This is a genomic window from Pseudomonas sp. NPDC078700, from assembly GCF_044542375.1.
In the GTDB taxonomy this organism is placed as follows: Bacteria; Pseudomonadota; Gammaproteobacteria; order Pseudomonadales; family Pseudomonadaceae; genus Aquipseudomonas.
The window spans coordinates 207159-220093 of record NZ_JBITUI010000007.1 but is presented as its reverse complement, the minus strand read 5'-3'; the positions used below and the strand labels follow the sequence as shown (position 1 = coordinate 220093).

General features: G+C 54.9%; 11 protein-coding genes. 2 read left to right on the top strand and 9 right to left on the bottom strand.

Going from position 1 to position 12935, the window contains the following annotated elements; all coding sequences use genetic code 11:
- The first annotated feature begins 138 nt into the window (after positions 1-138).
- On the top strand, positions 139-1059 hold the full coding sequence (gene metR, locus ACIGCM_RS21255) for a transcriptional regulator MetR (protein ID WP_397504044.1): 921 nt from the start codon (positions 139-141) through the stop codon (positions 1057-1059).
- Here metR and ACIGCM_RS21250 read toward each other — a convergent pair.
- Positions 1056-1739 carry a class I SAM-dependent methyltransferase gene (locus ACIGCM_RS21250; RefSeq protein WP_397504043.1) on the bottom strand — a complete coding sequence of 228 codons (684 nt, stop codon included), beginning with the start codon at positions 1737-1739 and terminating at the stop codon, positions 1056-1058. The two genes, metR and ACIGCM_RS21250, sit on opposite strands and share 4 nt — an antisense overlap.
- 303 nt (positions 1740-2042) lie before the next feature.
- Here ACIGCM_RS21250 and ACIGCM_RS21245 point away from each other — a divergent pair, with 303 nt between their 5' ends.
- Positions 2043-2456: a hypothetical protein gene (locus ACIGCM_RS21245; protein ID WP_397504042.1), complete on the top strand. Its 414-nt coding sequence runs from the start codon at positions 2043-2045 to the stop codon at positions 2454-2456.
- Between the two features lie 69 nt (positions 2457-2525).
- Here the strand turns inward: ACIGCM_RS21245 and ACIGCM_RS21240 are convergent, their stop codons facing one another.
- From ACIGCM_RS21240 to ACIGCM_RS21205, 8 genes are all read right to left on the bottom strand, one after another.
- Positions 2526-2747 (bottom strand): VF530 family DNA-binding protein, encoded by a 222-nt coding sequence (locus ACIGCM_RS21240; RefSeq protein WP_397504041.1) that lies wholly within the window; start codon positions 2745-2747, stop codon positions 2526-2528.
- 123 nt (positions 2748-2870) lie between these two features.
- Positions 2871-4355, bottom strand: coding sequence for a sodium/proline symporter PutP (gene putP / locus ACIGCM_RS21235; protein WP_397504040.1), 1485 nt, complete (start codon positions 4353-4355; stop codon positions 2871-2873).
- A gap of 279 nt (positions 4356-4634) precedes the next feature.
- Positions 4635-7814, bottom strand: coding sequence for a bifunctional proline dehydrogenase/L-glutamate gamma-semialdehyde dehydrogenase PutA (gene putA, locus ACIGCM_RS21230; protein WP_397504039.1), 3180 nt, complete (start codon positions 7812-7814; stop codon positions 4635-4637).
- 362 nt (positions 7815-8176) lie between these two features.
- Positions 8177-8653 carry a GNAT family N-acetyltransferase gene (locus tag ACIGCM_RS21225; RefSeq protein WP_397504038.1) on the bottom strand — a complete coding sequence of 159 codons (477 nt, stop codon included), beginning with the start codon at positions 8651-8653 and terminating at the stop codon, positions 8177-8179.
- 18 nt (positions 8654-8671) lie between these two features.
- Positions 8672-9085, bottom strand: coding sequence for a group 1 truncated hemoglobin (locus ACIGCM_RS21220; RefSeq protein ID WP_397504069.1), 414 nt, complete (start codon positions 9083-9085; stop codon positions 8672-8674).
- 7 nt (positions 9086-9092) lie between these two features.
- The gene (locus ACIGCM_RS21215) at positions 9093-9953 is read right to left on the bottom strand and encodes a DUF3034 family protein (RefSeq protein WP_397504068.1); all 861 of its coding nucleotides are present in this window, start codon (positions 9951-9953) and stop codon (positions 9093-9095) included.
- A 3-nt stretch (positions 9954-9956) separates the two neighbouring features.
- Positions 9957-12299 (bottom strand): putative bifunctional diguanylate cyclase/phosphodiesterase, encoded by a 2343-nt coding sequence (locus ACIGCM_RS21210; RefSeq protein ID WP_397504037.1) that lies wholly within the window; start codon positions 12297-12299, stop codon positions 9957-9959.
- Positions 12286-12894 (bottom strand): methylamine utilization protein, encoded by a 609-nt coding sequence (locus tag ACIGCM_RS21205; protein WP_397504036.1) that lies wholly within the window; start codon positions 12892-12894, stop codon positions 12286-12288. Before ACIGCM_RS21205 ends, ACIGCM_RS21210 begins: the two co-directional genes overlap by 14 nt.
- Positions 12895-12935 lie beyond the last annotated feature (41 nt).

Genomic DNA, 12935 nt, shown 5'->3' with positions numbered 1-12935 from the left:
TGCATTCTCAACAAGACCGAATCATGAAACAAACTCAACATATTCGTATTGATCTATAGTTTCACTCATGTTCCCATAGCCTCATCGTCAACACTGATAACTACTGGGCCAAGCTGCGCCCAAGACTGCGAGGCCGTCATGCTTGAACTTCGCCATTTAAAAACCCTACACGCGCTGCGCGAAAGCGAAAGCCTGGTTGATGCAGCTGAGCGCCTGCACCTGACTCAGTCGGCACTGTCACACCAATTTAAAGAGCTCGAAGAACGCATCGGTATGCAGCTGTTTGTGCGCAAGACCAAACCTGTGCGCTTCACCAGTGCGGGCCTGCGCTTGCTCCAGCTATCGGATTCGGTACTGCCATTGCTGCGCGGTGCCGAACGTGACCTCGCACGCTTGGCTGGCGGCACCGCTGGCCGCTTGCACATGGCGATCGAATGCCACAGTTGTTTCCAATGGCTGATGCCGACCATTGACCAGTTTCGCGATGCCTGGCCAGAGGTCGAACTTGACCTGGCCTCAGGTTTCTCATTTGCGCCACTGCCGGCACTGGCCCGCGGCGACCTTGATTTGGTCGTCACCTCAGATCCAATCGAATTGGCAGGCATTACCTACATTCCGCTGTTTACCTACGAAGCCATGCTCGCGGTGGCCAACCAACACGCGCTGGCCAACAAAGCATTTATCGTCGCCGAAGATTTAGAACGCGAAACCTTGATCACCTACCCGGTTGAGCGTGACCGGCTGGATATTTTCACTCGCTTTCTGGAACCCGCCGACATCGAGCCGGCGCAAGTGCGCACCTCAGAGCTGACCGTGATGATGATGCAACTGGTCGCCAGCGGGCGTGGCGTGTGCGGCTTACCCAACTGGGCGCTGCATGAGTACAGCTCACGGGGTTATGTCACCGCCAAGCGACTGGGTGAAAAAGGCTTGCTGGCCACACTTTATGCTGGGATTCGCACCGACATGCTTGATGCACCCTTCATGCGCGATTTTTTATTGACCGCCAAAGACACTTCATTCGCCAATCTTGAAGGCGTCAGCGTGGCCAGAAGCTAGGCCTGCACACGCAAGAGCAGCAGCATGGATGCGGGTTGTTGCTGTTCGGGATGCATGGGCTCACGTAACCATTGCAACTGCCAGCCAGCCTCTGTCAGCAGCGCCAGCCAAGACGCCAAGGTGCGAAAGTACCAGGGCATGGGCTCGACAAACTCATCGGAAAAATCCGTGAACCGTTCAACACGCCAACCATCCTGGTAAGCCTGACCACCGCATGCTTGCCAGGGGTGCAAGGTTTGAATCATCAAACAGCCCGTTGAAGTTGCCCGCGCTTTGAGTGCCTCAAGGCTTGGCAAAAGCGCTTCTTCAAGCAAGGCAAAATTACACACTAACAAGTCGAACTGACCTAAAGCATGCCCCTCCCCGGCGAGCTGGTCATAGCCACGGTGGTGGTAGCGTTGAGGATAAGCGTCAGCGTTGCGCGCCTGCACTATCAAAGGTTGTGAGGCATCCACACCGATCACCTCAATGCCTTCTGCCGCCAAAGCCCGGCACAGCCAGCCCTCACCGCACCCCACATCAAGCACACGATTGGGCGAGCAACCGTGTATAGCCTCCAGCAGCGCGGCATCTGTGACCAAGCGCCGACTGGCAAGCCGCTGCTCACGCACAACCTGAGTCCACGCCTGCGCATTGGCCTGCCAGCTGTGCATCAGCGCCTTGGGATTATCGGTTGCCATATCGACCTCGCCTTGCCTACTTGCTGATATAAAAAAGTACCCGCCCCACTCGCCGCCTTGCGTCTAAAGCAGCAGATTTACCGCGCAGCGACTACCATCAAATATAGTGCTTATTGGCCCAGACCAGAGCGGCGGCAAACCGTTGCGCAGTGGTAATATCCGCGCCAACGGATGAACCATACGCAGGCATGGGAATCGAAAGCTGACCGATGGTCTTTTTCCTTTAACACTTGCTGACTATGGTTTGCTGTCAGCAACCGCTGCTGAGACGATCAGCATACGGCAACATACATGGAGCTAGACGTGCCACCACTCGATCCGCAAAAGCGCCTTGCCGCGCGCAATGCCACCTTGGCTCATGAAGATGCGCTGAACTGTATGGTTTATCGCCCTGATGAACAGGACCCTGATGCTGAAGAAATCGACCTCGGCGATGCCAAGATCCTCTTCACCGGCATATTCGAAGCGCCAGCTGACTGGGATGAGCTTGAGCGGGAAGAATTCTTCGCTGACACAAACCCTGAGCTTTTTATGACCGCATTTATCGAATGTGAGGCCAAGCCAGAGTCAGCGCAATTCTTTACGGTTGAGGGTAACGACTACATCGCGACAATGCCTAACCCAGGCGAAGTCGTAATGTTTTACGTGCTCGACTACAGCGAAGATGACAACGGTCGTGAATATATCGTGGTACGCGACGACGAACCCATGAGCTGAAGCGCTCCAGTTACCGATGAGTCGGTGCCATTGCGGCGGCTCATCTGGCCTAACAGAGCGTTAGCGCAATCAAATAGTGCGCTGCGCTTTGATATACAGGGCTTCTACCTTCTCGCGCGCCCAAGGTGTTTTGCGCAAAAAAGTCAGACTCGACTTAATACTCGGATCGCTTTTAAAACAGCGTATATCAATGCGCTGCGCCAGCCCGTCCCAACCGTAGGTTGCAACCAACTGATTGAGAATGGCCTCAAGCGTGACGCCATGCAGCGGATTTTTCGGGGTTTGCGTCATGCTATGCCTTCGCCTGCAAGTGGGTTAAGAGGCGCACCTTAGCCAAGGCCAGGCACTAACGGAAGAAAAAACCGGGCCATGCATATGATGCATGGCCCGGCTCAGTACAGCAAAGCGCAAATGTTAAGCGGCTTTGTACTCTTTCTCAGCGTCAGCAAAACGCTTTTGCATGGCTGCAGAAGGCTCTTTATCCAACAGGCTGAAGACCACAATGGCCAGCGTAGCCAAGATAAAGCCTGGGATAATTTCGTACAGACCCAGACCGATGTAGTTCTTCCATACAATCACGGTGACAGCACCTACCAACATACCGGCCAGCGCGCCATTGCGGGTCATACGCGCCCACATAACCGAGAGCAGTACCACTGGGCCAAATGCCGCGCCGAAACCTGCCCATGCATAAGACACCAGGCCCAACACGCGGTTGTTTGGATCTGCTGCAAGCAAGATCGCAACCAGTGCAATCAACAGCACCATGCTACGTCCAACCCAGACCAGCTCAGTTTGCGAAGCTCCTTTACGCAGGAATGCTTTGTAGAAGTCTTCGGTCAGTGCGCTCGAGCAGACCAGTAACTGGCAGCTCAACGTACTCATAACAGCAGCCAAAATGGCTGACAGCAAGATACCGGCAATCCATGGGTTGAACAGCAGCTTGGCCAGTTCGATGAAGACCCGCTCTGGGTTTTCAGTCACCGGACCTGCAACATCAGGGTTTGCAGCGAAGTATGCGATACCGAAGAAGCCGACCGATACGGTACCGATCAGGCACAGAATCATCCACGCCATCGAGATGCGACGTGCAGCAGGAATAGTCTTGACCGAGTCCGCCGCCATGAAGCGCGCCAAGATGTGCGGTTGGCCGAAGTAGCCCAAGCCCCACGCCATGAGCGAGATCACACCGATGAAGGTTGCGCCTTTGAACATGTCAAAGTTGGTCGCATCTTGCATCTCGATTGCAGCGAATGTGGAGTCAGCACCACCTGTGGCGATCATCACAATCACAGGCGTCAAGATCAAGGCGAAGATCATCAGTGTTGCCTGCACGGTGTCAGTCCAGCTGACAGCCAGGAAACCACCGATAAAGGTATAGGCGATGGTTGCAGCAGCACCGGCCCACAACGCTGTTTCGTAGGACATGCCGAAGGTGCTTTCAAACAAGCGCGCTCCAGCCACAACACCCGATGCGCAATAGATGGTGAAGAACACCAAAATCACAACGGCCGAGAAGATTCGCAGCACACGACTGGTGTCTTCAAAACGGTTACTGAAATAGTCAGGCAGCGTCAGCGCGTTACCGTTGTGCTCGGTCTGCACCCGCAGGCGACCTGCCACAAACAGCCAGTTCAGATAAGCACCGACCACCAAGCCAATGGCAATCCAGCTTTCAGACAAGCCTGACAAATAAACCGCGCCCGGCAAGCCCATCAGCAGCCAGCCACTCATATCCGAAGCGCCAGCGGACAACGCAGTTACATAGCTGCCCAGACTACGACCGCCAAGGATATAGTCAGACAAGTTTTTGGTGCGCAGATAGGCGAATAGCCCAATTCCGATCATCAAAGCAATGTACACCACGAAGGTGACAAGCATGGGGGTGTTAGCTGTCATTGGGGTGTTCCCCTCTCGTTTGTTGTTATGGCGGCACGGGATGACCGGTGCCCTGTATGGCAAACAGCGTTCGCTTGTAGCGCACGCACGTTACGAACTGGCAGGTTCCTGTAGTCTTCGGCCGGAATACCCAGCTCAGCGTAAACTCAGAACAACCCACCCTTTCTTTAAGATTGAGCAACTAGCCCACAAGTCACTCAACCTAAAACGTCAGGCTCTTTCGAGCCCTCAATAAAACAACGGGCGAGGCCCGAAGGCGCCCGCCCGTTAAAAAACCAGTTAAACCTCATCGCCCAATGATAGCAGCGACGCATTACCCCCGACTGCGGTGGTGTTCACCGATGTCGTGCGCTCATTTACAAAGCGCAGCAAATAGCTTGGTCCACCGGCTTTAGGGCCGGTGCCGGACAGGCCACAACCACCGAAGGGCTGCACTCCAACCACTGCACCAATCTGATTACGGTTGATGTAGAGGTTGCCTACGCGAGCCAATGCTTCGATGCGCGCGGCAGTTTCTTCGTTACGGCTATGCACGCCCAGCGTCAGACCGTAGCCTGTTGCATTGATAGCGCCGACTACCGCTTCCAGCTCGCTGGCCTGATAACGCACAACATGCAGGATCGGGCCAAAGTTTTCTTTCTTCAGTTCGTTGATGCCACCAATTTCGAATGCCACTGGTGCTACGAAGTGCCCATCAAGATCAGCTGGGAGCTGCGCTTCAGCAATCAGCTTGCCTTCAGCCTTGAGTGCGGCAATATGGGTCTCAAGACCCGCTTTGGCTTCAGCATCAATCACCGGGCCAATATCGTTGGCACGCACATGGGTCGGGCCAACTTTCAGCTCAGCCATTGCACCTTTGAGCAATTCAAGCACGCGATCGGCAATGTCAGCCTGCACATAAAGCACACGCAGTGCTGAGCAGCGTTGACCTGCACTGGTGAAGGCCGAGAGCACAGCATCTTTAACCACTTGTTCAGGCAGTGCTGTGGAGTCCACGATCATTGCGTTCTGGCCGCCAGTTTCGGCGATCAATGCAGCGATTGGGCCCTCTTTCTCAGCCAATTGGCGATTGATGATCCGTGCGGTGTCGGTCGAGCCTGTGAAGCACACACCGGATACGCGAGCGTCGCGGCAGAACACGCCACCCAAGGTCGCGCCATCACCTGGCAGGAAGGCGATTACATCTTTCGGCAAGCCAGCTTCGAACATCAATTCCAATGCACGAGCAGCAATCAGACTGGTCTGCTCTGCAGGCTTAGCCAACACACAGTTACCGGCCACCAACGCTGCAGCTATCTGGCCCAGGTAAATCGCCAGCGGGAAGTTCCAAGGGCTGACGCAGACAAAAATCCCGCGACCTTCGTGGAACAACTCATTGCGCTCACCGGTTGGGCCTTGCAGCTCTTCACGCCCCAGACGCAGACGCGCTTGTTGTGCGTAATAACGGCAGAAATCAACCGCTTCACGGACTTCATCAATACCGTCTTGCAGGCTTTTGCCCGCTTCCAACGTACACAGCGCCATCAATTCTGCGCGGTGCGTTTCCAGCAGGTCAGCCAAACGCTCGAAAATGCTGGCGCGATCGTTGATTGCGGTGGCATTCCAGCGCGGCCATGCAGCGCTCAACCCATCAAGTGCTTGAGCGGCTTGAGCGGCAGTTGCGAACTCGGCGTTGCCGACAACTTTGTTCAACTCGTAAGGACAGTTCACTGCCTGAGCAGTGCCGGCGAGTTTTTCACCGTTGATAACTGGCGCGGCATGCCACTGGCGGTTGAGGTGCGGCTGATAGGCACTGTTCAATTCGGCCCAGGAATGTTCGATGTTCATATTGATGCCTTGGGAGTTTTTCCGAGCAGCACCAAACAGCGCAGGCGGAAGTGGAATTTTCTCATTACTGAGCGATTTGAACTTGCGCAACTGCGTCACCGGATGATCAAGAAGTGACTCAATCGGCGTACTTGGGTCAACTAACTGGTGCACGAACGAGGAGTTCGCGCCGTTTTCCAGCAGGCGACGTACCAGATATGGCAGCAGATCCTTGTGTGCGCCAACAGGGGCGTAGATCCGCACATTGGTAGCGTGCTTTTCCAGCACAGTGTCATACAGCGCATCACCCATGCCGTGCAGACGTTGGAATTCGAAATCACGGGGCTGTTGCAACTCAGTGGCCATGGTCAGAATGCAGCTGACCGTATGCGCGTTGTGGCTGGCGAACTGTGGATAGATCACCCCACGGGTGAACTCAGACAACAGAAAACGAGCACAGGCCAGATAAGAACTATCGGTGCCTTCTTTACGGGTAAATACCGGGAAGCCGTCCAAACCTTGTACGTGACACTGCTTTATTTCGCTGTCCCAGTACGCGCCCTTAACCAGGCGCAACGGCATTTTTTCGCCGAGTTCTTTGCCAAGCAATGTCAGCCATACCAGCACCGGCAAGCAGCGTTTTGAGTAAGCCTGAACGACCAGGCCCACTTCCCCCCAACCACTAATGGCAGGGTCACGCAGCAGCTTTTCATAAAGCTCGAGGGACAACTCAAGGCGATCAGCTTCTTCAGCATCGATCGAGATACCCACATCCAGCTTGCGCGCTCGCACGCACAACTCGCGCACATTGGCGAATAGCTCTGTCAGCACACGCTCGCGCTGCGCCACTTCATAGCGCGGGTGCAACGCCGAAAGCTTGATCGACACCGATGGTCGCGGGCCTTTACCGACTTGTGGCTCAGCGCCAACAGTATCAATAGCGCTGCGGTAATCGGCCATGTATTTGTTGGCATCTTCAGCGGTCAGCGCTGCTTCACCTAACATATCAAACGAGTAGCTGTAGCCTTTCTGACGCTCAGGGCGACCATTTTTCAGCGCTTCGCTGATGGTCCGGCCAAGTACGAACTGCTTACCCATGAGTTTCATCGCTTGGTTCATCGCCGCACGGATGACCGGCTCACCAGAGCGCTTGATTAACTTACCGAGGACATTTTTCGGGCGACCATCAGCAGTATCCGGGTCAACCACCTTGCCGGTCATGACCAAGCCCCATGCGGCAAAGTTGACCAGCACACTGTCACTCTTGCCCAAGTGGCGTTCCCACTCAGCAGCACTGAGCTTGTCGCGGATCAATGCATCAGCGGTAACCGCGTCAGGCACACGCAGCAAAGCCTCGGCCAGGCACATGAGCATCAGCCCTTCCTGGGTATCGAGGCTGTACTGACGAAGAAGCGCGTCGAGGGTATCGACGGCATTGTCCCGGCTACGCACCTGTTCAATCAGGGTGCGGGCATTCTGGCGGATAGCCTCAATGCCGGCTTCACCGGGATCGGCGAGCTGCAATAGCTCAGTGAGATAGGCTGCCTCGTCAACGCTGTAATTTGCGCTGATGACAGGGAAAAAATCGGCGGCCTTGGCGGCAGAGATCCGGTTTCGGAACTCGTCCTGCAAGACGTGACTGGCTTTGAACATCACGCCCATCCTCTTATGGAGACTGTTGTTGTAAGCGCCTCTGCATGCATTTAGTGCAGGTGGGGTGCCCGGACGACAAAACTCAAGGCAACCCAACATGACGCAACTGGATGACTGAATTTAGTGGCAGAGTGATTACAGCTTCTTACTAAAACCTCTGGAGTTTTTGCAGAAAGCTATGAGGCGGGGAACTAATTTCAGTGCGTTTTTTCCATCAAAAACGTCTGAAAACGGCTAGGAAGCCCGGTCTAGAAGGTGCAGCGCCCATAGGCTCAGTCAAATTCTGTCGCTGTCGACAACAACGGTCGACGCTGCCCTTGTGAGCGAGCCGAGCGTTTTACTCGGCGCGTCATATTGGGGCGCTACGACGATATAAGACGGCGCATACCGATATGCTCAATGCCATCTTCAAGATAAATCTCGCTGCACGGAACAAACCCATAGCGCCCGTAATAACCTTGCAAATGCGCTTGCGCAGATAAATACACAGGCACCTCTGGCCAGCGTTTTGCGCAGGCATCCAAGGCCTTGGCCAGCATCGTATGGCCCAAACCGGTGCCGCGCGCTGAAGGGTCGGTCACCACACGACCAATCACTACATTTGCATCATTGTGCACAGGATCAAGCATGCGCAAATACGCAACCAACGTATCGCCCTGCCATGCCAACAGGTGAACGGTGTCACCGAGCATGTCCAGGCCGTCAATATCAGTGTAGATACAATTTTGCTCGACCACGAATACTGCACTGCGCAGTTTCAATGCGGCGTAAACATCGGCGACGCTAAGCTCGCTGTGATGCTTGATTTGCCAAATAACCGGGGATTGTTGCGGGCTCAACTTCGAGGACTCCTTAAATTACTGATCAATCACCTGTGCGCGCATTGGCGCGAGCCGTGCAAGCAAGCGGTTTTGCGTGGTGACAGCAACCCCCTGATCATCCATTGCATCTTGCAAGTCTTCAACCAGTGCATTGAAGTCACTTGGCGTCAGATTTTGTCCTTTATGGCTTTCTTCCATGCTATCGCCGGTGTAGGTGCACGGGCCGCCCGCCTCTACGCAAAACTGCTCAACCAACTTGTCCCGTAGCCGGACAATATCGATATTCTCGAAGTGCTCAACAATACGTTGATCAGCCGCGATATTAAGCAACATGCCTTCGACTATCTTATTGATCCCGGGCGTGCCGCCCAGCGCTTGGTAGAGGCTGTCGTCCTTGGGGGGCTGTTGCGCGCAGGCAGTCAGCAACAGCGCCGTGGCAAATATGAACATCCGCACCTTAGAAACTCCCCTGAACAGACAGGTAGGCACCGTTTTGGTTGTCCAGCGTTGCAATTTCGCCAAGGCGCGCATAAGCCAAAACAATCGCCAGATGTTTATTCGGGAAGTAACCAACAAACAGGTCCGCCCAATCGCTTTCGCCCGCAAAACTCAAGTTATCCGGTTTCTCGCGATACTCCACGCCAACGGCCCAGTCGCGGTCAAGCAATAGCGCAATCGAGCCTTCTTTGAGCACCGAGCGCTTATCACGACGATCGCCGCCGAAGCCCAGAATGCCCAACTCATTCGCCCGGCTATAGCGCAAGCCTCCGTTAACCAAGAGGTTGTATCCAAAGGCACCGCCCAGGAATAAACGACTCGCCGTCAGGTAGCCCTCGGTGTCATCTTGACGTTCTGCTCCGACCAGGCTGGGAATCAAAAAATCTTGATTTTTTTTGTACTGGATACCCAGTGACACTTGTGGCAACTGATCAAATATCAAGTCACCGAACAGGCGCACCTTAACGCCGAAGACATCTTGGCTAATATGGTTTTCAGGCAAGCTCAGTGAACGCGCCAAGTTGCCCAAATCAAAGCGCTGGCGGGCATAAGAAAGCTCAACACGATTGTCGAACGACGCCGCTATTCCTGCCACGTCGAGCCGGTAATCGCCGGTTTCAACCCGCGTGGCAAAGGCATCAGCGCCCCACTCCCCTCGCTCGCCATAACCAGACAAAACAGCCCATGGAGTAATGCCGCCACCGGCAGCGCCCTCAAGGCTGGTTGCACCGCCAGTGGCCAATAAGCGTCCTTCATTTGCGCCAGCATTAGCCGAAAACACCACCAGCCCTGCCACTGCAAGGAGTCGCCCCACATTCATCATTCAACTCACCGGTAATGCTGAAGTTTGTTCTGTACTCTTGGCCCACGCCTCGAAGGCCTGAGCGCTTAGTGGCCTGCTGATCAGGTAGCCCTGAATAAAGTCGCACCCCCAATGCTTGAGCAGTTTGGCACTGCTCTCAAGTTCGACACCTTCGGCCACCACCTTGAGGCCTAAGCTATGGCCCATCTCAATGGTCGACCGCACGATGACCGCATCTTCACTGTGCTCGTCCAACTGACGAATAAACGACTGATCGATTTTCAGCTCTTGCACCGGCATGCGTTTAAGTTGCGTCAGCGATGAATAGCCTGTGCCGAAGTCATCGACAGCCAACGCAATACCGCATGCACGCAGATCATGCAGCACTTGCAGCGCAACTTCGGGATTGAGCATCACACCACTCTCGGTGATCTCAAAGGTGATCAGCCCTGGATCAATCTTGTAGCGATTCAATAAGCCCGACACCCGTGCTGCGAGGCTGCGGTCAAGCAAATCGGCGGTCGAGATGTTCAAGGACACATGCACGATCAAACCGCGGCTACGCCAATCGGCAAGCTGACGCAATGCCGCCTCCATGACCCAGCCGGTGAGCAAGTGGATACTGCCGGTGCGTTCAGCCAGGGGTATGAACTCCCCTGGCGAGATAACCCCCAGCTCTGGGTGAGACCAGCGCAACAAGGCCTCTGCGTGAGCATCCGACGCGCCTGCAAGCAGCGTCTTGGGCTGAAAATTAAGAAGCAATTCATTCCGCGAAGGCGCATGACGCAGCTCACGTATAAGCCGAATTTGCCGCTCATGCTCAATATCACGCCCCTGCTTATAAACCTGAACATGCCCCTGCATGTTCGCGGCATCCTGCATGGCGATTGCTGCGCGCATTAACAACTCTTCTGGCGAACGTCCGTGCTCGGGGAATGCGGAAATACCAACCCGGACCTCAAGCGTCACGTCAACGCCATTGATAGTGAATGGCTCCGCCAATTGATGCGTGAGCATGTCGGCATAAGCAACAGCACTGCCCCCATCGAGCTGGTTGAGCAGGATTAAAAACTCATCGGCAATGATCCTCGCCAGACTGTCGCCAGGTCGAAGCACGCTTTGTAAACGCTCACCAAGCTGTCGCAAAACCTGATCGGCAGCCGATGTGCCACAGCTCTGATTAACCCGTTTGAAGTCGCAAATGCCCATATAGAGCAACGCAACAGGCCGCTCTGCCATGACCGCACTGCTTAACAGCTCAAGCGACAGCGCCCGATTGGGTAGCCCTGTAAGTGGATCATGCAGCGCATTGTGCGAAAGCAGGCGTTGGCGCTCGGCAATACCCTGCTGCATGGTTTGAAACGACTGCGCCAACTTGCCAAGCTCATCGCTGCGATTCAGTTCCAACGGCACCTCATAGTCGCCTTGACCGATTCGTTCAGCGACAGCCGCCAATTGCGTGACCGGCCGCGAGATATTGCGCGCCAGTAACAACGCCCCCACTAACGAGGCCAACAGCGCAACCAGTGCAATCAGTAAAATATTCTTATCCAGCGGTGCAAAGGCCTGTTGCGCTTGAGTAAGTGACTTGTAGAGCAGTGCGCTGACTTCAAAACCATTGCCACTGGCGAGCACAATTTTCTTCGCCAGATAGCGCTGACCCTGATCAAGCTTGAGGTCTTCAAAATGATCCCCGGTTGCGGGAATCATCTGCGCCAAATCATGACTGTCTTGATCAGGCAGGCTGCTGATCCAGATATCGTCAAGACCTCGCTGGGTCGCCCGCAAAGCCAGATCCAAGTGAGCCACGCTCTGTAACTCACGGGTAAACTCATTGTCCACTTGAAAGCCCATCACCACCCGAGCAATCGGCAGCGGCGCGCTCACTGTGGCCTGCACGAGTAGGTAGATGCTGTCTTCAATGGGCATCAGGTAAATCTGTACGCCCTCACGCTGATGGCGCGTAACTTGGCTACTGAGGCGCTGAGCGACATCTCCGACGAAACGCGGATCAGTACTGACTTCAATACGCCCGCTCAAATCAAACATCATCACTACGTTGGCGTTGATCCGTGCGCCATGGTTGGCCAGCGCAGAGCGGATGGTCTCAGCATCACTGCTTGCCACGGCCTCCTTGAAGCCAAAGTCAGCAGACAGCACACGCACGGCATCGCGTAACTGGATGCCGCGCGCTTCAAGTAACTCTTCAAAAACCCGGGTGCCCACCTCAAGCTGTTCAGCCGCCTGAGCACTCACGGCTGAGCGGGTGGCTTGCTGAACGGCAACATAAAGCGAACCAATGACGGTCAACAGCAGCAACACCAGTACGCTGGCGATCCGCGCCTGAAAACTATTGCGCAGCATCTTTTTTGGCTTTGTTGAAGGCATCACCGAACGAGCTCTGCGGCTGAGCCATCGGCTGAGAAGGTGTAGGTTCAAGCATGCTCAGGGTAAAGCGCTGGCTTAGCTGACCGTCATCAAGCGCAATATCGGCAGCTTTTTGCGGCAACATATTTGGGGTTTGCGGGTGCCACAAGGTAACGGCATATCGCCCCTTCGGAAGCTGAACAATCTGCGCTTGACCCTGTTGATTGGTCACCGCATAGCGCGGGTCATCGGTGACATAGACATAACCGATCATCCAATCGTGAATATTACAGCCCAGCACCACAACACCCGGTTTATCGAAAGTGACCGGTTCGCTCGGGGTGCCTTGATAGAGGCGTAGCTCAAAGCGCTTTGCGGGAGAGAAACTGTAGACATGGTGACGAATGTTATCGCTGTTGGGGAATTTGACCTGAGTGCCCGTGCGGACCACCAATACATTGGGTACGAACTGTTTGTCCTGTTGATCCATGACCGCCGTTTCAAGCGCAGACTCATTACCAATAGGACCGCGCAACGTCACCACGCCATTAACCACAGGCTCACCCGCAGAGTTAACCAGTTCAATGTTCAAGCCAGCCCCCCACGCCAAAGCACTTGAGCCAAGGCAAACCG

Coding starts and splice junctions, on each gene's coding strand:
- metR (WP_397504044.1), top strand. CDS start 139: ATGCTTGAACTTCGCCATTTAAAAACCCTACACGCGCTGCGCGAAAGC.
- ACIGCM_RS21215 (WP_397504068.1), bottom strand. CDS start 9,953: ATGAATGTGGGGCGACTCCTTGCAGTGGCAGGGCTGGTGGTGTTTTCG.
- putA (WP_397504039.1), bottom strand. CDS start 7,814: ATGTTCAAAGCCAGTCACGTCTTGCAGGACGAGTTCCGAAACCGGATC.
- ACIGCM_RS21240 (WP_397504041.1), bottom strand. CDS start 2,747: ATGACGCAAACCCCGAAAAATCCGCTGCATGGCGTCACGCTTGAGGCC.
- ACIGCM_RS21220 (WP_397504069.1), bottom strand. CDS start 9,085: ATGTTCATATTTGCCACGGCGCTGTTGCTGACTGCCTGCGCGCAACAG.
- ACIGCM_RS21210 (WP_397504037.1), bottom strand. CDS start 12,299: ATGCTGCGCAATAGTTTTCAGGCGCGGATCGCCAGCGTACTGGTGTTG.
- putP (WP_397504040.1), bottom strand. CDS start 4,355: ATGACAGCTAACACCCCCATGCTTGTCACCTTCGTGGTGTACATTGCT.
- ACIGCM_RS21250 (WP_397504043.1), bottom strand. CDS start 1,739: ATGGCAACCGATAATCCCAAGGCGCTGATGCACAGCTGGCAGGCCAAT.